Origin of the sequence: Microvirga arvi (assembly GCF_016892765.1) — a bacterium.
Classification (GTDB): domain Bacteria; phylum Pseudomonadota; class Alphaproteobacteria; order Rhizobiales; family Beijerinckiaceae; genus Microvirga; species Microvirga arvi.
In genome coordinates, this window is sequence record NZ_JAFEMD010000041.1 from 1 (window position 1) to 18,055 (window position 18,055).

Annotated in this window: 14 protein-coding genes and 1 pseudogene; 7 read left to right on the forward strand and 8 right to left on the reverse strand. The window is 58.3% G+C overall.

What is annotated here, in order from left to right:
* Positions 1-408: tetratricopeptide repeat protein (locus tag ILT44_RS31930; protein ID WP_204241624.1), on the reverse strand; the 408-nt coding region annotated here is incomplete at its 3' end.
* 276 nt (positions 409-684) lie between these two features.
* Entirely contained in the window at positions 685-1,731 is a 1,047-nt protein-coding gene (wecB, locus tag ILT44_RS21280) for a non-hydrolyzing UDP-N-acetylglucosamine 2-epimerase (protein WP_204241625.1), read from the reverse strand.
* A gap of 256 nt (positions 1,732-1,987) precedes the next feature.
* Here wecB and glmS point away from each other — a divergent pair, with 256 nt between their 5' ends.
* The 5 genes and pseudogenes from glmS (at position 1,988) to ILT44_RS21305 (ending at position 7,491) form a co-directional block, all read left to right on the forward strand.
* On the forward strand, positions 1,988-3,814 hold the full coding sequence (gene glmS / locus ILT44_RS21285) for a glutamine--fructose-6-phosphate transaminase (isomerizing) (RefSeq protein ID WP_204241626.1): 1,827 nt from the start codon (positions 1,988-1,990) through the stop codon (positions 3,812-3,814).
* An 87-nt stretch (positions 3,815-3,901) separates the two neighbouring features.
* A pseudogene (gene glmU, locus ILT44_RS21290) lies at positions 3,902-4,156 on the forward strand (bifunctional UDP-N-acetylglucosamine diphosphorylase/glucosamine-1-phosphate N-acetyltransferase GlmU); the annotation flags it as partial.
* Between the two features lie 685 nt (positions 4,157-4,841).
* On the forward strand, positions 4,842-5,891 hold the full coding sequence (locus ILT44_RS21295; RefSeq protein WP_204241628.1) for a GSCFA domain-containing protein: 1,050 nt from the start codon (positions 4,842-4,844) through the stop codon (positions 5,889-5,891).
* Complete coding sequence (locus tag ILT44_RS21300) at positions 5,888-6,607, forward strand: hypothetical protein (protein ID WP_204241629.1); 720 nt, start codon at positions 5,888-5,890, stop codon at positions 6,605-6,607. The genes ILT44_RS21295 and ILT44_RS21300 overlap by 4 nt, the downstream gene beginning before the upstream one ends.
* A 164-nt stretch (positions 6,608-6,771) precedes the next feature.
* Complete coding sequence (locus ILT44_RS21305) at positions 6,772-7,491, forward strand: class I SAM-dependent methyltransferase (protein ID WP_204241630.1); 720 nt, start codon at positions 6,772-6,774, stop codon at positions 7,489-7,491.
* 216 nt (positions 7,492-7,707) lie between these two features.
* Here ILT44_RS21305 and ILT44_RS21310 read toward each other — a convergent pair whose 3' ends face one another.
* The 6 genes from ILT44_RS21310 to ILT44_RS21335 form a co-directional block, all read right to left on the reverse strand.
* Positions 7,708-9,015, reverse strand: coding sequence for a BNR-4 repeat-containing protein (locus ILT44_RS21310; protein ID WP_204241631.1), 1,308 nt, complete (start codon positions 9,013-9,015; stop codon positions 7,708-7,710).
* A gap of 301 nt (positions 9,016-9,316) precedes the next feature.
* Positions 9,317-10,405 (reverse strand): glycosyltransferase family 4 protein, encoded by a 1,089-nt coding sequence (locus ILT44_RS21315; RefSeq protein ID WP_204241632.1) that lies wholly within the window; start codon positions 10,403-10,405, stop codon positions 9,317-9,319.
* 12 nt (positions 10,406-10,417) lie between these two features.
* Complete coding sequence (locus ILT44_RS21320) at positions 10,418-11,854, reverse strand: glycosyltransferase family 2 protein (RefSeq protein ID WP_204241633.1); 1,437 nt, start codon at positions 11,852-11,854, stop codon at positions 10,418-10,420.
* 671 nt (positions 11,855-12,525) lie between these two features.
* The gene (locus ILT44_RS21325) at positions 12,526-13,200 is read right to left on the reverse strand and encodes a DUF1796 family putative cysteine peptidase (protein WP_204241634.1); all 675 of its coding nucleotides are present in this window, start codon (positions 13,198-13,200) and stop codon (positions 12,526-12,528) included.
* Position 13,201: 1 nt separating this feature from the next.
* Entirely contained in the window at positions 13,202-14,146 is a 945-nt protein-coding gene (locus tag ILT44_RS21330; RefSeq protein ID WP_204241635.1) for an alginate O-acetyltransferase AlgX-related protein, read from the reverse strand.
* Positions 14,139-15,251: a hypothetical protein gene (locus tag ILT44_RS21335; protein ID WP_204241636.1), complete on the reverse strand. Its 1,113-nt coding sequence runs from the start codon at positions 15,249-15,251 to the stop codon at positions 14,139-14,141. The genes ILT44_RS21330 and ILT44_RS21335 overlap by 8 nt, the downstream gene beginning before the upstream one ends.
* 828 nt (positions 15,252-16,079) lie before the next feature.
* On the opposite strand from ILT44_RS21335, the gene ILT44_RS21340 reads away from it, so the two are divergent.
* Positions 16,080-16,823, forward strand: coding sequence for a 3-deoxy-manno-octulosonate cytidylyltransferase (locus tag ILT44_RS21340; RefSeq protein ID WP_204241637.1), 744 nt, complete (start codon positions 16,080-16,082; stop codon positions 16,821-16,823).
* Positions 16,824-17,082: 259 nt separating this feature from the next.
* Positions 17,083-17,940: a 3-deoxy-8-phosphooctulonate synthase gene (gene kdsA, locus ILT44_RS21345; RefSeq protein WP_204241638.1), complete on the forward strand. Its 858-nt coding sequence runs from the start codon at positions 17,083-17,085 to the stop codon at positions 17,938-17,940.
* Positions 17,941-18,055 lie beyond the last annotated feature (115 nt).

Consider the following 18,055-nt stretch of genomic DNA (forward strand, 5'->3'; position numbering starts at 1 on the left):
GCCCTGCAGAACTTCCTGATAAGCGGCCTCCGCTTCATCAAGCCGGCCGAGTTCGCGCAGATCAGTCGCAGCCTCCATCTTCGCGGTCAGCTGGCTGGAATCGGCCGTCGCGGCAGCTTGAAACCAAGCCACAGCGGCGGCACGATCGCCACGCCTGCGCGCTACGTAGCCAAGCCCGAAGAGCGCACCAAAGTGATGTGGCTTGCCCTGCAGAACTTCCTGATAAGCGGCCTCCGCTTCATCAAGCCGGCCGAGTTCGCGCAGATCAGTCGCAGCCTCCACTTTCAGGAGGTTCTGATCAGGTGCGAGGGCGAGAGCGTCTTGGAAGTATTGAAGAGATGTTACGCGATCCCCCGAGCGACGAACCTGCCGCGCGAGGTCCAATAATCTTTGAGCTTCAGCGTGCATGTACTATCAGTTCTTAATGGCAGTAGGCAAGTATCATGATTGTGTCGGTAAGTATAGCTGCCCAGGAGCAAAGGCGCGGAGTGGAACTGCCCCATCTCTCAAAGTTTCAGCAGCAGTCCGGCTATACCATTGTGCTGGCGAGCTGTCCGCAGCACATTGCCTCAAAATATTGATCTCTGAAGCGGCGCGATCAGGTATTCGCTAAAGTCCTAAGTTTACGACCGGTAGTCGAGAGTTTAAGATATAACAGGCAATAAAAGTGGCCTTGCGTGATCCCTAGAAGTCGGGTGCAACAAGAAGCTCCGCAACCTTGCGGCTGCTGCTACCATCACCAATGTCTGTAATCTCTTGGCGGGGTTGATAGTCTGCTACAGTCCACAGCCGGTTCCAGCCAGCCTCAATCGTTTCCACGCACTCGGTGTCATTCCGAAGCGTCACACACGGAACCCGGTGAAAGTATGCCTCTTTCTGAAGCCCGCCTGAGTCAGTGAACACGGCGGCGGCATTGTGGGTCAACCAGGCCATATCCAGATAACCCAGCGGTTCGATCAGGCGGGTGCCCTTTGGCACAAGCCCCAGGCTGTCCATGAGCTTGCGGGTGCGGGGATGCACCGGCATCACAATCGGAGACCGCTCACCCTGCTGGGAGAGCCATGCCATCACGCGCGCAAAGCGCTCGGGGTCATCGGTGTTTTCCGCCCGATGAACCGTTGCAACGGCATACGTGCCCCGGGAGAGCTGCAATTCCTCCAGGATCCGGGAGCGGGCTTCCGCCTTGGCCACGGCCGCCTTGGCCACGTCGTACATGACGTCCCCCACGTGATGCACGCCGGCCGTGATGCCCTCTCGGGCCAGATTGGTGACGGCGGTTTGCGTCGGGCACAACAGCAACGAACTCACGTGATCGGCCACAACCCGGTTGATCTCCTCCGCCATGCGGCGGTTGTAGGATCGCGTGCCGGCCTCCACATGGGCCACCGGAATGTGCAGTTTAGCCGCGGCCAGGGCACCGGCCACCGTCGAGTTGGTATCGCCGTAAACCAGAACCCAGTCTGGCCGCTCCCGCATCATCACCCCCTCGAGCTTCTCGAGCATGCGCCCCGTCATGGCACCATGGCTGACGCTGTTCACCTCCAGATTGTAAGCCGGGGAGGGGAGCTCGAGCTCCTCAAAGAAGACGCCTGACATCGCCTGATCAAAATGCTGACCCGTGTGAACGAGGATCTCCTGGATGCCGCCATGCTCCCGCAACGCGCGGCTCACCGCCGCAGCCTTGATAAATTGTGGCCGGACGCCAACCACCGTTAAGACCTTCAATGCCATCCGTTGAAATCCCTTTGAAAGCAAGGTTCTAGGCGAAGGACCGCAGATATCCAGTCCACCGAAAAGGCCGGCCTGCCGTGCGCCTTGCCAGAGCAGCCACCCCAGCGTGGGTCTTCGCCGTAGGGCTTCGAGTCCCCTTGTCGTTTCCGGTGCTCCAACCCGGGTAGAGTCCGACACCGCACATGGCTTGATGCGTCGCCCTCTTCAGTATAAAGGCCATAACAAAGATTTAAATACTGCTGGGGCAAATTAAAGCATGTGTGGAATCGTTGGGATTATTGGCAATACTTCGGCGGCGCCCCATGTCGTCGATGCATTGAAGCATCTTGAATATCGGGGCTACGACTCCGCGGGCGTCGCAACCTTGGAAAACGGAAAGGTTGAGCGCCGCCGCGCCGAAGGTAAGCTGCGCAATCTGCGGCAGAAGCTGTCCCACGCTCCCTTGTCCGGCACCGTCGGCATTGGTCATACCCGCTGGGCCACGCACGGAAAACCCAACGAGACCAACGCGCATCCCCATGCCACGGACAAACTGGCCGTCGTCCATAACGGCATCATCGAGAACTTCCGTGAACTGAAGGCTGATCTGGAGGCAAACGGCGTCCAGTTCGAATCAGAAACCGATACAGAGGTGGTGGCGCAACTGGTCACCTACGAGATGCGGCAGGGGCGGGGGCCGGTTGAGGCCGTCGCCGCGACGCTGCCGCGTCTGCGCGGCGCGTTTGCCCTCGGGTTCCTGTTTGCCGGCGAGGAGGATCTGCTGATCGGTGCCCGTCATGGTGCCCCCTTAGCCATCGGCTATGGCGACCGGGAGATGTTCTTGGGCTCCGATGCGCTCGTGCTCGCGCCCTTCACTGACGAAATCACCTATCTGGAGGACGGCGACTGGGCGCTGCTGCGCCGCAGCGGTGCTTCCATTCACGATGCCGCAGGCCGGGTGGTGCAGCGGCCCCGCAGCAAGATCCAGACGAGTTCCTTTATTGCGGACAAAGGCAATCATCGCCACTTCATGGCGAAGGAAATCCACGAGCAGCCCGAGGTCCTCGGACGAACCCTCGCGCACTATATCAACTTCGCCGCTGGCCGGGTTGAGCTTCCGTTCGAGTTGCCCTTTGACTTCAAGGATCTTTGCCAGATTTCGATCTCTGCCTGCGGAACGGCCTACCTTGCGGGTCTCATCGCGAAATACTGGTTCGAGCGCCTGGCGCGCATTCCCGTCGAGATCGATGTGGCGTCCGAGTTCCGCTACCGGGAGGCTCCGCTCCAGCCCGGCGGACTCGCCCTCTTCGTCTCGCAGTCCGGTGAGACCGCCGATACGCTGGCGTCGTTGCGGTATGCGACCGCGGAGAAGCTGCATACGCTCTCCGTGGTGAACGTGCCCACCTCTACCATGGCACGGGAAAGCACCGTTGTGGCCCCGACGCTCGCCGGCGTCGAGGTGGGGGTTGCCTCGACCAAGGCGTTCACCTGCCAGCTGGGCGTACTCCTCTGCCTCGCGATTGCCGCCGGACGCGCCCGCGGCACGCTCACTGAAGAAGCCGAGAAGGACTTGGTCGATGCTTTGGTGAACATCCCAGGCCTGATCAACGACGCCATCAAACGCGAGCACCAGATCGAGGTTCTCTCCCGCGAGCTCTCCAAGGCCAAGGACGTGCTCTATCTCGGGCGCGGCACCTCCTATCCGCTTGCGATGGAGGGAGCCCTGAAGCTCAAGGAAATCTCCTACATCCACGCGGAAGGATATGCCGCCGGCGAGCTGAAGCACGGACCCATCGCCCTCATCGACGAGACGATGCCGGTCATCGTGATCGCGCCCCACGACGCCATCTTCGAGAAGACCGTCTCCAACATGCAGGAAGTCGCGGCCCGCGGCGGACGCATCGTCCTGATCACGGACGAGCGGGGCGCTCTGGAAACGGGCCTCGAGACGATGGCCACCATCGTGATGCCGTCGGTGCACCCGATCGTGGCGCCGATCATCAATGCGGTTCCGATCCAGCTGCTTGCCTATCACACGGCCGTCTTCATGGGGAAGGACGTGGACCAGCCGCGCAACCTCGCCAAATCCGTGACGGTGGAGTGAACTCTTCGCTGGAGCTTTATCGCTCCCATTGAGCGATAAGGCTCTGCTGTGGTTGACTGATCGTAGCAAGCACCTCCACCAAGTGGATTGGAGATCAAGAACACGGAGCTGAGGGCTCGCGCGAAGGTCAGCCACCTGACCTATCTGGGAAACGCCAGTGTGGGCGCTGAGGCCAATAGCGGCGCGGGCACCATCACCTGCAATTGTGATGGCTTCGGCAAATACCGGACCGAGATTGGCGAGGGAGCCTTCACCGGCTCAAACTCCTTTCTGGTCGCCGTGGCGACCATCCGTAAGGGTACTTTTGCCGGTTCCGGCTCAGTGATCACAGAGAATGTCCCGGGCGCTACGGGCTGGGCGCCATGATACTGACCTTTAACCGCGACTTTGCGAAATCGGGAAGGCACTCAGCGACACCATGGCGGCCTTGCTGGATTGCCGTCTGTGCGATGCGGCTATGATCCAGATCCCCGAATCGAGGTTCCGCATGGGCCAGAAGGCGACGATTGGTGACAGCGTGCCGATGCAGACAATACAGCAGTCGTGAAGGGAGGCTCCCCCGGTTCGCCCAATCAGTTGTGGGAGGATGACTGCTTATTGCCTGAATTGGCTATATTCTCTCTTCAATCAGATGCGAAAAATCTCAGCGGGGATTCTGGGAAACGCGACTTCACTGATTTCGGTCGAGGGTATGCCGGTCTGCATAGGCTCTTCTCATCAGTCCATGTCATAAGCCTCTGGCCAGGGCTGCCCGCATTCCAGCGTTTCGTTGGAATGATGTTCGCGATTGGCAGAGAAGTTCTTCCAGAACCACGTTGTTCACGCGGCATAATCATCCGACACTAACCGACTTTGAATCCAGACAAAATGCCCCGCTTACAGCGTATTGAAAGAAACAAGGTGACGCGCTATGCCTCGCGAGAGACCCCGCGGTTTTCCTGATTTCAAACGGGTCAGCGTAGTCTTAAGATTGGACCGGTGTCCGTCGTTTCCAATATAACATTTGGTCCCCAGTGAGCCTGCCCGGATGAACCCCTACCAAAGTCTCCCACCAAGAGCATTCTGGAAAACTGCTGTCGCTCACGGTGATATCGATCAGATTTCCGGGCTTGGGCAGCCAACAAAGAAGCTTGAGCGCTCAGCAGCAGTTTCGACGGCGGGGAGTTGCTTTGCACAACACATCTCCAGGCAGTTGCGGGCCAACGGATTCAACTTCATTGATGCCGAACCCGCCCCGGAGTGGCTTATCAGGGAACGACGGGCCCAGTTTGGCTACGGGATCTTCTCCGCCCGCTTCGGCAACATCTATTCGAGTGCGCAGCTCAAACAGCTCATCCAGAGAGCGTCTGGGTCATTCACACCAACTGAAGCCGTATGGAGAACCGGAGAGCGCTTTTTCGATCCCTTCCGGCCCTCCATCGAGCCGAATGGGTTTGAAAGCGCCGCCGAGGTGCAGCGTAGCCAAGAAACGCACCTGCGATCGGTGGCCTCGATGTTCAAACGCACCGATGTCTTTATCTTTACCCTAGGGCTAACTGAAATCTGGCGGTCGAAGGAAGATGGTGCCGTTTACCCCTCGTGCCCCGGTGTACAGGCCGGATCTTTCGATGCGGGCAAGTACGAGTTCGTGAACCTGACCTTCGAACAGGTGATCAGTGACATGAGGTATGTCATCGACAAGCTTTTGAAGATCAGACCTCACATGCGCTTTATCTTTACGGTTTCTCCCGTGCCGCTCACGGCTACGGCATCCTCGTCACACGTCCTCACCGCAACGACATACTCCAAATCCGTCCTGCGGGCGGTTGCGGGGCAACTTGCAGAGCAGTACGAATGCGTCGACTACTTCCCCTCCTATGAGCTCATCACCGCCCCGGTCTTCCAAGGGCAGTTCTTCGACAGCAACATGCGTAATGTTAGACCCGCTGGCGTTGCGTTTGTGATGAAATCCTTCTTTCGGGATTTCTGCGAAAGCTCCCCTCCGGCAGAAGAGCACCAACCACGTTCCGTGACAGTTGAGCGGGACGACGAGGGCGTGATCTGTGATGAAGCCGTACTTGAGTTTTTTGCCCAATGATTGAGCCAGTCCTTTTTGGCGACTCTCATGTTGCTACCTACATGCGGGCGGCGCGGGCGAACGGGGTGTCAACAATCAATGGATCGCCCTTAGGGGGCGCAAGGCTCTACAACGAGCCGTTCTTTGAGATTGCAGATGGGCAGATGCGCTTCACCAGCGCCGAAACATCACAGAACTTCGTTCTGTTCAGACAGCGGACAAAAATTGATGATCTCATACAGTGCCGCGGACGTTTGATCGTCTCGATGGGACTTGCCGCAGCACCGTTTTACGGTGACCGGCAATGGCAGAGCCGGTACTACGGCGCATTGCCGTGTGGTGGACGTCAATTTGTCAGCTCGGCTGTGATTGAACAAATGATTTCCGACGCACAGAAGCCTGTCCTCGATTTCTACAAGGCAGGTCTAGATCATGGGTTGATTGTCGCCTCGATCGCAGGCCCGCCGCCACAGCGAAGACATAGAGCTGTCGAGTGGCTGGGCTGTGACGCGGTGTTTGACCTGGAGGCCAGGTTTGAAGCGCCGGTGCGGCAGTACTTGGCCGAGCGCGGCTGCCCCATTATCGCGCCTGCGGATGTCGTCGATGGTGATGGCTTTCTACGAGAGGAGTATTGGGGGCCAGACTGGGCGCACGCGAATGAAAAGTACGGTACTTTGGTGATCGAAACCGTCCTAAAGTTTGTCGGTGAGCGGCAACCCAGCCCGGTTGGCGCTTGAGCCGGTCGAATGTTGCAGCAAGGCAGAGCACGCTTATAAGGCAGTCCGCCCGTTGCCTAGTGTGATACCCCCCAACACACTGATCTATCAGCCAGGACGTCTTGGGCATTGCCGAATGTGACAGAGATCCATTACTGGGTCTCCTGCGCGGAGGAGTTAACACTGTGACTGGCCTCAAAGCTTTAATCGCGACCGGCGATTTCGATTTTCTTGACTTCGGATGCAGCAAAGGTGGCTCCCTCCAGTTCGGGAAAAGCTTCTTTGGTGGACATCGGGGGCTTGGCGTCGACATCGATCCACAAAAGGTCGAGACGACCCGCGCGCTTGGGCTTGATGCGGTCGAGGGAGACGTCACACAGCTCAATCTTCCCGATAACTCTGTGTCCTTCGTTCTGATGCTTGACTTTCTTGAGCATCTCCCAGGCTTCGACCTGGCGCGGCGCGCCATCGCATCAGCCTGTCGAGTCGCCAAAGACTTTGTCTTCATCCGGCATCCTTGGTTCGATGCAGATGGAGCCTTGATGGAGCACGGACTGAAGTTTTATTGGTCCGACTGGCATGGGCATCCCAACAACTTCGGTCAATTGTCATTTTATCGCGCCCTTGCCCGCAGCAAGGATGTGCATCAGTGGATGTTGTTTGGCCAGGATCGCGTCAAGGACAGCCACTCCCCTGATCTCCTCCCCCTGGATGCGCCGATGGACCTCCCTGCGATCGCGGCTGAAGTGGCACAGGCTAGGCCCAAGGTCGTGTTCAACTTCAAGGCTTACCGGCAGATCACCTGTCTGGTTCAGATCAACCCAGATTATCCGACCCAGCTGATCGTCGATCGGCTTCCTCGCTCCGAACACCTGTTCACGAGCGGAGCCGGTGACCGCTCTTAAAGCAGGCCCAACTTTGAAGGCTGACGTTCAAAAGCCGGGCTACTCTATCATAGGCCCAGTCAGTGCCCTGTACTGCGCCTCGGACGCAGATGGGCACCGAGATCAAACCTCCACTGGGGGTGGAGAGTGCTGGTGAGGCGCCGCGGAGACAGACCGTATCCTCGCGACCCACAATGGCTCGGTCATCGACGGACCTGCTGCCATGTCAACGGGTAATCAGACAGGCTTCCACGCCATGAGCCGCGCGGGGGCAGTCGCATGATCCGGTTTCCCATCGCGGCCCAAGCCCTGCTCGCAGTGCTGGACATAGAGCACAAGTTCGCGCCGGGTCGTCCAGGCGGAGTGATCCACAATCGGCTCGTAAAAACCCAGATCCTCATCGACCAGGGTCTGCACACGGCCGCGGGAAATCTCGTAATCCGGCGGATCGACTTCCGTGGCCACCAGCCGGTTCCCGGATTCCAGGCTGCGGTGAAGAATGATGATCCGGCCATCCTCGTGCACCACAAGCGCGGGGCGGCTGTGGGGCAGGGGCAAGGTGCCGCCCCCATCAAGCCGAAACCGGGTCGTGAACCGGCTCATGGGTGCAAGACGCCAGGGTGCCTCGTCCCGCCATCCGAGCCGGTACTGCACCACGCCGTCCCCCGCATCCCAGTAGGTCAGCACAGCGGGCCGGTTTCCTGGCAGCACAGCAGCGGCGGCCTGATTGATGAGGCTGGATCCGAGCGGGACCGCAATGACGCGCTCGCTGTTCATGGGGGTCACGGGACCGGACAGCTGCACACCCTGATGGGTGGACAGACTCTGCAACCCGTCGCGGGACACGAAGGCATCGATGCCGGCGTTGACAACGGCGCCGGCTGACGTGGCCGGGGGGGCGACGCGCCAGACGACAAAGAGATGCACATTGCCCTGGTGATCCACCACAGGGGTGTTCAGGTAGGGCCCGCAGGACCAGGGCGCTGCAAACCCGGTGATCAGGGGCGTGTCATTACCGGTCCAGGTTTCCTGGTCGGGGTCATAGCGCTCCACCCGGATCTCGCCCTCGAAATGCCGGCCATGGCGGTAAAGCAGAGCGAGCTCGCCGCCCGCAAGCTCCAGAAACATCGGGTAGGTTGCCCGCTGATGCCGCTCAACCAACTCAGCAAACCCGGCCCTGAGATCGGAGGCCCGCGAGCGGGTCGTCAGGAGCGACGAGTTGTGAGCCCCAAAGGCCAAGTGAAGGTGATCCGTAGGGTCAAAACCCATGCTGATCGCCTGATGGGCATCATGCGGGGGACGCTCATTGCGGATGCGCTCCCGATGCACCTGATCGTCACCAAGATCATGATGGCCCACGATCACATCACCCGTTTCATCAAAGTAGGAGACATAGCGCTGGTTGTGACGGGTCACCACGGCGCTGGTGCGATACGGGACGCAGTTGACGCTGTTGCCAGCCCACGCCAGTCCCAGGTCGAGGGCACTGACCGGCTGCAAGAAGCGGGGAGGGCGCACCTTCGAGCCAGTTCTCCCTTTTGTCATGCGCTTCTCCTGACTCCAGGCCCAGGACAGGTGCCCTAGGATGCTCCCATTGCTTGGCAGGAGTGTTGCGATGATCGCCCTCTGATACAAGCCCTCGCGTCCAGCGAGGACGCGCACCCCCGCTCGCGTGGTTCGCTCGGTGCGAGCAAAGCCTTCACCCCAGGCGTGAAGGTGCTCGACTGGCCCATGCGACCACAGAACTGGGACGCCCTCCGAGCGATTGCCCCGAGCAGATCCTTCGGCCGAGAACAATCAAGAGCGCAAAACTGCTGGTCCGCTCGGGACCGACCCAGGACCCTCGCTAAAACTGGAAGCCGTTGGCAAGGAGCCGCAGTTCCGACAGGGCAGCCCGTTCGGGGGTGTACCGGAACCCGGCATCGATGGCCGCCAGACTCATCCTCCGGCGATCGGCTTCCGGCATGGTGATGAAGATCCGGATCGCCTCCATGATGTCCTCGTCGTCGCGCGTATCGACCACGAAGCTGTTCTGGCAATCCTTGGCGAATTCAAATGATCCGCCATGGGCCGGGACAACGCTGACCGCGCCGCATGACATCGCCTCAATGGCGGTTCGGCCGAAGGCCTGATAATCCGACAGGTCGAGGAACAGATCGGTGGCGCGCAGCAGATCGCCGACTTCGTCGCGCCGCAGGGTGCCAAGATGCGTGACGCCCCGCGGCTGGAGCGAGTAGGCCTCGAGCTCGGCCGCCGGGCAGCCGAAGGAGGTGCATTTGATCCGGTCGCCGAACTCGTGGGCGAGCCGGTTCAGAATCCGCATCGTCCGCCGGGGCGCCCGCCGGGGCGTGCCCGGGCGCAGCATGGCGGTGATCGCAATCGGCTCGTTCGAGCGCAGGCGGAAGGGCAGGTACGGATAGTAGACGGCGTGATCGATGCTCGGCTCGACCTTGTCGACGGCCACGCCGTGAGTCTTCTGAACAATCTCCTGAAGCCACTGCGTCTTGGCGAAATGCACCATGCCCGGGATGAGGCCAAAGGATGCGTGGGCCGTCAGCCAATCCTTGCTGTCCTTCTCGTAAAACAGCGGCTCATAATCCTGGATGTAATAAGCCGTCCGGACCTTAGAACGGCTTTTATCGGCCCGGATCGCCTCGGCCAGCACATGCACCGACTGATTCGTCGTCGCAATGACCGCATCGGGGGCCAGGGTATCAACGATCTTGCCCAGTTCATCCGCGTTGGCATACGCGTGGACGTGCCGGTGGATCGTATCCAAATCCCGGTATCCCCGCCGAAGCCTGTCGGCATTGTCCGTATTCGATGCAATGAAGGCCGAGACGCCGAGGCGCCACATGGCATCGGCTTCTTGCATCACCGAGTGTGCGCCACCGCTTCCGCCGCCGACAGGAAGGACAAACAAAAGCCCCGACATTTTGCGCTTTTCCTATTGCTGCTCGAACGGTACGGCGTCGTCCCGCAGGACGCGATGTTCTTCAGGGTTGAAGGTCAAAAGCTTCATGCGCAGCATGTTAAGTGCTGCGTTGGCCGCCATCTGACTCTCCAGCTGGTCAATTCTGAGGTCAGGATACTTCGCCCGCAGCTTCCCGCTCGCCTCGCGGGAGATCTCCTTCCGGAGCTCGCTGCCAAAGCTTCTGGACTTCTTGTGGTAGACGAAGGTGTGGTCAGCGACACAGAGCCGGAAACCGGCCTGTCCGAGGCGGATGCAGAGGTCGTTCTCCTCGCCGTATCCTCGAGGGAAGGTGAGGTCGTCGAAGAGGCCCACCTGCTCCAGAGCCGCCCGCCGGAACAGCGTGCAAAATCCGTTCAGAAGAGGGAAATCCGGAAACTGCGCCTCGCTGAGGTCCTCAACCAGCCTGGAGTACTGGTCGGTGTCCATGCCAGGCGGCAACTGATTGACAGCCCAGGTACCGTCGGGCGCCTTAACCTGGGGGACCGATTGCCAGGAGGCCGCATTGGATAGGGGGCCGACCCCCGCAATCTGATGGTCGCGGGAGATGACCTCATGCAGCTTCTCAAGCCAACGAGGTGTGACAATCGTGTCGCTGTTCAAGATAACCACGAAGTCGGCCGTGCTCGATTGGATGGCGAGATTGATGTTGCGGGTATACCCGACGTTCTCCTCATGCGAGATGATCGTCACGCGTGGATTGTGCTCGGTCACGCGGCGCAGGAAATCCTTGGTGTGGGCATCGGAGCCATCGTCGAACAGCAGCACCTCATACGGGAGGCTGGTGTGCTTCTCGATCGACGTCAGCAGTTCTCCGGTATCGTGCGCCGCGTTGAACACGGGAACGATGATCTGCACCAGCGGAGAGGCTGCAGTTGTACTCTCGTCGTCCGGTGCTGTCGAAGAGGCAGGCTCCATGGCATCGGACAGCCTGCTGGAGCTGACGAGCCGGCGTCGCCCCCAATTCGAAGGCAGGGTCAGAAGATTGCTCTGTTCCTGAATGCGAGGATCCTCGAATTGTCCGACCGTCTCATTGCCCGGAAGGAGGATCGGCATCCGCGCCAAACGCGGGGAAAAGATCAGCAGTTCACCTTCGCCCTGAAGATCGATCCCAAGTGCCAACTGCTTCTGTCCCTCGAGGTCGGCCAGAGTCCCGGCACTGATCACCACGGGAACATCATGCACCCGTAACGTGCCGTCAGGAGTCAGACGCTTCCTGATCGAGGCGATGCGGTTGAGATCGGAGCCTTCGAGGGTCCCAAGAAAGATCTCCGGGATGGTCACCTGGCTTGTGATGGACGTATGCGGGCGGCGAAAGCCACACGAGAACAGAAACCGTCCCCCTTCGGACGCAGCACTGACGTCGATAGGGATGACAATGCGGCGGTACCCTTCGCTTGCTCCCAACGTCATCTTGAGAGCGTACTCGTCTTCCCGCAGACCTAATCCGGCTGGGCGATCAATACAGGCCGTCACGTTTGGCTGGGTGCCATGTTTGAAGTCACAGTACCAGCCGGCCGCAAGCTGCGTGAAGCGCTCCGCTGGCTTAAGAAAGCTACCCCCTGGCCAGTGCGAGAGCTTTGCGTTGGGAACAAGGTTTTTGTCTTCGGTCGTACCCGGACGTGAAACAAGGCTTCTCAGCACAAATGGCAGCGGGGAGTTTTGCAATGGCAAGCCGGTCGCGGCTGCCGTGACTTCAACCGTATGGGGTCGATTGTCGCGAAACTCGTCTGGCAACCTATAAACAAAGGCGCAGGATGGGTCGGAGAACTTGGCTTCAGACAAATCAGCCCGAAACTGATCAGCCGTGATGCTCGCGAGCTGCTGACCATCGACTGCTATATGGAGTTGAACTTTAACCCCGCTCTCTCCGGATAGGGCCCAGCCGCCGAGCCATCCTTCTGCGGAAACTCCGTCAAGGTGCCCCTGAATGTTTTCTGACATAATATTACCGTATATTACCGAGAGCTTCGCTTAGCCTTTTGGCCTTGTTTTTAGAGAATGCCCAATAGCAGCGTATCGGAAAAGCCGGTCATTGTCCGCTCACTCATCACCTCCGGAGTGCAACTGATTGCACGTTGGCATTATGCTCCGGCCAATCCCCCGCGTATGACAGAGATCCACTGATCAAATTCCATTTGGTCTGACTTGTCATATGGGGCGAACCGGCTGATGTATCCGACCTGCAGATTATCACTCACTCGGGTGACGCGACCTGGAGGCGTAACTTCAGTAGATAGTTTTATCTCTAGCAGCTGACAGGAGCGATTATGCGTTCTCAAGGCAGACACTAGATCCTCGATAGCATCCCTAGGTATGCCATTGTTACGTTTCACAATAAACAGCGTGTTTTTAGCCTTCAGGCGCTCACGGAATCTCTCTAGAAGGAAGGAGAGCTTCTCGATTTCCTTCCCATGAATGGCCCGACGCGATTGTTCATCAGCAATGAACTGCCAGGAGCCATTCTCAAGACGGGAGTGCATATCGGAGTGATAGCTGATGCCGCTCGAAGTATCTTCGACCATCTTCTGATTTCTTGGACGAAGGTTCTCAAATCTGTAGGTATTGTGAAAGTCTGATTTGATGAGCTGAGCGACTTTTTGGGGTGTCGAGGAGACCCACCTGAAAAATCCACCCTTCTCATATCCGAGTCGTCGCAAGACGAACCCGAGTTCACAATTGTCACCCAAGCTCTCAAGTCTGCCGATGTAATCATCAACAAGTTGTTCTCGCGCCAAGGTATCTACTTCGAAAGCCATGTTACAGTCCTAGCCAGGTGATGTCATTCGACCGAGTTATGACACTGGGGTCTTTCAGTAGTGAGACCGCGCTCTTTTTACAACCTTTTCGCGCTTCTTCCGCGGCAATCATTTCAACGTACGATACCTCATTCCTTGGGGGGCGGATGAAAAAGCGTTCGATCTGAAGGAACAACACACAGTCTGGTTTGAACCGGTGAACAAAATACGGGTCGAAATCCGGATAATGGAGTGCTACGACGCAAGCGAAAGCTTCAGCCAGAAAGTGATGTACCCACAACCCAGTGCTATCGTGCATCAAGAATAGCGTTTTGTTGGAAGCTGATTTCGGATTGTGGAAAATGCGCACGCAGCCTTCATTCGTGACTTCGTTTGTGAAGACTTGGCGGGCCGCGGGTTTCGATGGACGTAGGATTTGAATTTCCTCTGCATCTCGTCCGAGTTTGCTTCCCAAATCTCCGGCTTGTTTCCCGGAAATCAGTTCCAAATCCAGAGATTCGATCCTATGAGCGATGTCCTGCCAACCGGCGCGCTTCAGCATGGTGGTGAGGTAGCGGTGCGCACCGAAATGATTCCAGTGGCTATCTTCCCTTGAAAAGCAAGGTGTCTCGAGGTGGAGTGCCCCGAGATACTGATCGTCGAAAAAAGAATTTGCTGTCGGCAGCCCAGATGAGAAGTAGCTATTGACAGGCGTTGGTCCAGATTCTTGGAATGAAACTTCAGGGGGTAGGAGGTAGCGCAACGCCGTTTCTTTATTTGGCACGATTATGTGCGCATATGAAGCGTTCGTTGCCCTGGCTGAGAATCCCCGTTGCATATGTGCATGAGCGATCTCGAACAGCTGCCGATCCGTCAGCCTCAAAACTCCCCTGACTTGATCGCACACCCGGTTTGTATCGTTGTCTAGGAAGAGGTGCCCGTCCTTCCCCTGTAGTACGCTAGCCATTTGTATTTGCCTCAATAATGGACTTGATGCTGAGTTTTGGCAGGACCTCACGTTGAAACATCACTTTGATAAGGTGAGTACTTATCGCGCTGGCTTCGAAATCTGATCCAGCGTTGAGTCTACTCGATGTATTATTCGTCCTCAGCATTTCATAGATCTGGAACGACTGCTGACCCAAACGTGCGACTTCTAGTAGCTCGTCAAACGACCAGAAGTTGTCGACATTGAAGAATGGCAGGCGATTGTTCACAAACCTATGGGAGGCTTCGAACTGCTGCTGAGCAGTTGCCTTGTCATTGCGCATCAAGGCGATATAGCCCCCCATGAAGCGCGCAGTGGTGCCATTCACCGTCCCGATCCAGGTGCCACTAAATCGCTCTGTGCGCTTCTCGACATGGGAGAAATGGCGCATTGCTTGATCTAAGTCACCCATCTCCAGGGCGCAGAATGCAAGGACGTTGGCTAGCGAGGTATACCAGCGTGTGCCTAGAACCGTGTCGTTGTTATTAAGCCGACCGAGCGCAGTATGTCCGAATTCCACGATCCTGCGGATATTCAGCCCGTCACCTCCACGTAAGAGATAGCGCCACGCGATGACACAGATCGACGAGGCTTGGATGAGAGGATCTCGGTGATGCACAGCAAGAGCTTTGTGCGCCGCATACATCAATGTTCCATCGTGCTTGATGCGCTCGGCAGGGTTTTGGACATGCGTCCAGAATGCTCCTGGTTTTGTGAACACTGCAATCAATTGCTGGAGGTGCGATTCTGGATTGATTGGCAGTGCGAAATCCTGCACGTGTGCTGGAGTGACGCGAATTTCACGTGGGAATTCAAAAGTTGTGAGTTTGAGAGGAGCCCTCAGTACAAAGCCAGCGCTCGCGGCTTGCTCACCAAAACCCTTTATCAGATCAGGCCGCGCGCTTGTTGATCGGGAAAACTCATGTTCTTTTCCGTTTATGGAAAGGAGTAGATCGCCAACGGGGCGCCCGTTCTCAAGCACCCAGCCACTAAGGATAATCTGGGAATCCTCGATGCTGAGCGTATCAATTGACCCTAATACAGCCGCTTTGGCTATCCGATCCGGAGGCGACGTATCGCTCAAGATAATTATCCTTGTTTTTGTGAAGATGACGAAGCTAGGCTGACGTCTGAGCCACCGAATAGATCAATTCAAGATGGATTGCCGCTAAGCAGTGAGCGATATGACTGCTATTTTCTTTGCTGTCTCTGTTGTCTGCCTAACTTCTTGTTCTCCGAAGCGTTGCCGCGCGAGCCATGCCTGACCTCCTTTGACGCGCCACTTCAGAATGAGCGCAATCTAGGAAATGCCCCCTTGGGCTCGTTGGGCTGATTCAGCACTGTCTTACTTAATTCGCGATGCGGATCAACATTAGATTTTATTAAACGGTAGGTTTAATTTGCCCTGACAACTCAACTCTACATTGCGTAGACCATCATCCTGATCGGCCACGTTCCAGGCATTATCTAGCCACCCTGCGGTATGCCCCGGCCATCACCCTACAGGAGAGGTGCGGCTTCACGACCGAGAACCTTCGGGGCTCGCGCGCCGGCGGGACGCTCGGTGCCCGCCTCAGGCTTGTCCGGGACATCATGCGCGACGCGAGAGGTACGGGGCCGTGATTGTACTGGACGGCGATGGTTCGCTTGCCGGTGCTGCTTCAAGACAGCGCACTCAAAATCTGACCGACAAAGCTGGTACGGCTTAGGTTAATGCGATTTATGTGAGCCCCATGGAGAACGGAAGGCTCATGCGAAAGCGGGGTTGCGTACCGTTTCCCGCCAGTGTCTGAGAGAGGATGCTCCAAGTTCAAATGCCATCAGTGGTGCCGAGTGCTTTGCCGAAGCAGGTAACCTGTTCAAAGCGCCTCCGCTTTGCTAAGGACCCGCAACTTTCTTGAAAAACAGTGTCATGTCCGACCCGATCGTCCTCATTCCTTCCCGCCTGGCCGCAACCCGGCTGCCGAACAAGCCCCTGGCCGAGATCGCCGGCGAACCCATGATTGTCCATGTGTGGCGCCGCGCCATGGAGGCGGGAATCGGGCCTGTGGCGGTGGCGACGGACGCTGCCGAGATCGCCGAGGCGGTCATCAGGGCAGGCGGGCAGGCGGTCATGACCCGGTCGGATCATGCCTCCGGTTCCGACCGAATCTTCGAGGCTGTGGAAAAGCTCGACCCGGACGGACGGCACGACGTGGTCGTGAACGTCCAGGGCGACCTGCCGACGATTGATCCGATGGCCATTGCCGCTTCCATCGTTCCGCTTTCGGATGCCGCCGTCGATCTTGCGACGCTGGTCGCCGGCATCGAGCGGGAGGAGGAGAAGTCCAACCCCAACGTGGTGAAGATGGTGGGAAGCCCGGTTTCCCCCGGCCGCTTCCGCGCCCTCTATTTCACCCGTGCGACGGCACCCTATGGCGATGGCCCGCTCTATCATCACATTGGCCTTTACGCCTATCGCCGCAAGGCGCTGCAGAATTTCGTCCGATTAAAACCCTCTCCCCTTGAGGTCCGCGAGAAGCTGGAGCAGCTTCGGGCGCTGGAGGCCGGCATGCGCATCGATGCCGTCGTCGTCAACGACGTGCCGCTGGGCGTTGATACCCCACATGATCTGCAAAGAGCACGCGACATCATCGTGGGACGGAAAAGAATTTGATCGTCTCGTTTGAGTCTTCCTTGAACGGCGGCCAGCCAAGTGACCTAAACGATAGAATTGAAAGTTAGATCTGGCGGATGCTCCGTGAAGTACAGTTGTGCTTCTATCCGTCCGGTCCGAGGTGGATCACAATCCGAGGCCATTCAGTCGATCGTTAAATCATGTACTGCCTTTGTCGAAGTCCGTTACTGATCTTTCGCTTGACGAGGGCTCGAGTATCAGGCTTTCAGAGGAAAACTCTTTGAGGCTCCTGGATACAATGACTAATTCGACTAATGTCTTACCATCCGGCAACGTGGTTAATGCTGGCTCCGTCCGCTTCGGCAATCACCTGCCGCTCAGCATCATCGCCGGACCTTGCGCCATGGAAAGCCGCGATCACGCGCTTGAAATGGCTGCAGCCCTGAAGGAGATCACCGGCCGGCTTGGCCTCGGCCTCGTCTACAAATCGTCCTTCGACAAGGCGAACCGGACCTCGATCTCCAGCGCCCGCGGCATCGGCCTCGACAAGGCTCTCGCCGTCTTCGCTGAGGTGAAGGAGCGCTATGGACTGCCGGTGATCACCGACGTGCATGAGAACGACCAATGCGCCGCCGTGGGGCAGGTGGTCGACATTCTCCAGATTCCGGCGTTCCTCTGCCGCCAGACCGACCTGCTCGTGGCCGCCGCCAAGACTGGCCGCGTGGTCAACGTGAAGAAGGGCCAGTTCCTCGCGCCCTGGGACATGGCGAACGTCGCCGCCAAGGTGAAGGCTGCCGGCAACCCGAACGTCATGCTGACCGAGCGCGGCGCCTCCTTCGGGTACAACACCCTCGTATCCGACATGCGGTCTCTGCCGATCATGGCCCAGACCGGCGCCCCGGTGATCTTCGATGCGACCCACTCCGTGCAGCAGCCCGGCGGCCAAGGCGCCACATCGGGCGGCCAGCGCGAATACGTGCCCGTCCTCTCCCGTGCGGCCGTGGCGGTTGGCGTCGCCGGCGTCTTCATCGAGACGCACCAGGATCCGGACAAGGCGCCGTCCGACGGCCCCAACATGGTGCCGCTGAAGGAGCTTGAAGCCTTGCTCGCGCAGCTGAAGGCTTTCGACGCGCTTGCCAAGGGCAGGCCAGAGTAGGAGCCCTTCCGGGCAACAGCGAAGGCGCATGTGTTCCCGAGGAGGTATTAACCTTTTGCCAAAGTCCCAAAGATCTCGATGACGCCGGATTGCCGGACTGTCGCCGGCAGCTCAA

Excerpts from the sequence above, each read along its gene's own strand:
- ILT44_RS21340 (WP_204241637.1), top strand. The coding sequence starts at position 16,080 with ATGTCCGACCCGATCGTCCTCATTCCTTCCCGCCTGGCCGCAACCCGG.
- wecB (WP_204241625.1), bottom strand. The coding sequence starts at position 1,731 with ATGGCATTGAAGGTCTTAACGGTGGTTGGCGTCCGGCCACAATTTATC.
- ILT44_RS21315 (WP_204241632.1), bottom strand. The coding sequence starts at position 10,405 with ATGTCGGGGCTTTTGTTTGTCCTTCCTGTCGGCGGCGGAAGCGGTGGC.
- ILT44_RS21330 (WP_204241635.1), bottom strand. The coding sequence starts at position 14,146 with ATGGCTAGCGTACTACAGGGGAAGGACGGGCACCTCTTCCTAGACAAC.
- glmS (WP_204241626.1), top strand. The coding sequence starts at position 1,988 with ATGTGTGGAATCGTTGGGATTATTGGCAATACTTCGGCGGCGCCCCAT.
- kdsA (WP_204241638.1), top strand. The coding sequence starts at position 17,083 with ATGACTAATTCGACTAATGTCTTACCATCCGGCAACGTGGTTAATGCT.
- ILT44_RS21295 (WP_204241628.1), top strand. The coding sequence starts at position 4,842 with ATGAACCCCTACCAAAGTCTCCCACCAAGAGCATTCTGGAAAACTGCT.
- ILT44_RS21320 (WP_204241633.1), bottom strand. The coding sequence starts at position 11,854 with ATGACGTTGGGAGCAAGCGAAGGGTACCGCCGCATTGTCATCCCTATC.
- ILT44_RS21325 (WP_204241634.1), bottom strand. The coding sequence starts at position 13,200 with ATGGCTTTCGAAGTAGATACCTTGGCGCGAGAACAACTTGTTGATGAT.
- ILT44_RS21300 (WP_204241629.1), top strand. The coding sequence starts at position 5,888 with ATGATTGAGCCAGTCCTTTTTGGCGACTCTCATGTTGCTACCTACATG.
- ILT44_RS21310 (WP_204241631.1), bottom strand. The coding sequence starts at position 9,015 with ATGACAAAAGGGAGAACTGGCTCGAAGGTGCGCCCTCCCCGCTTCTTG.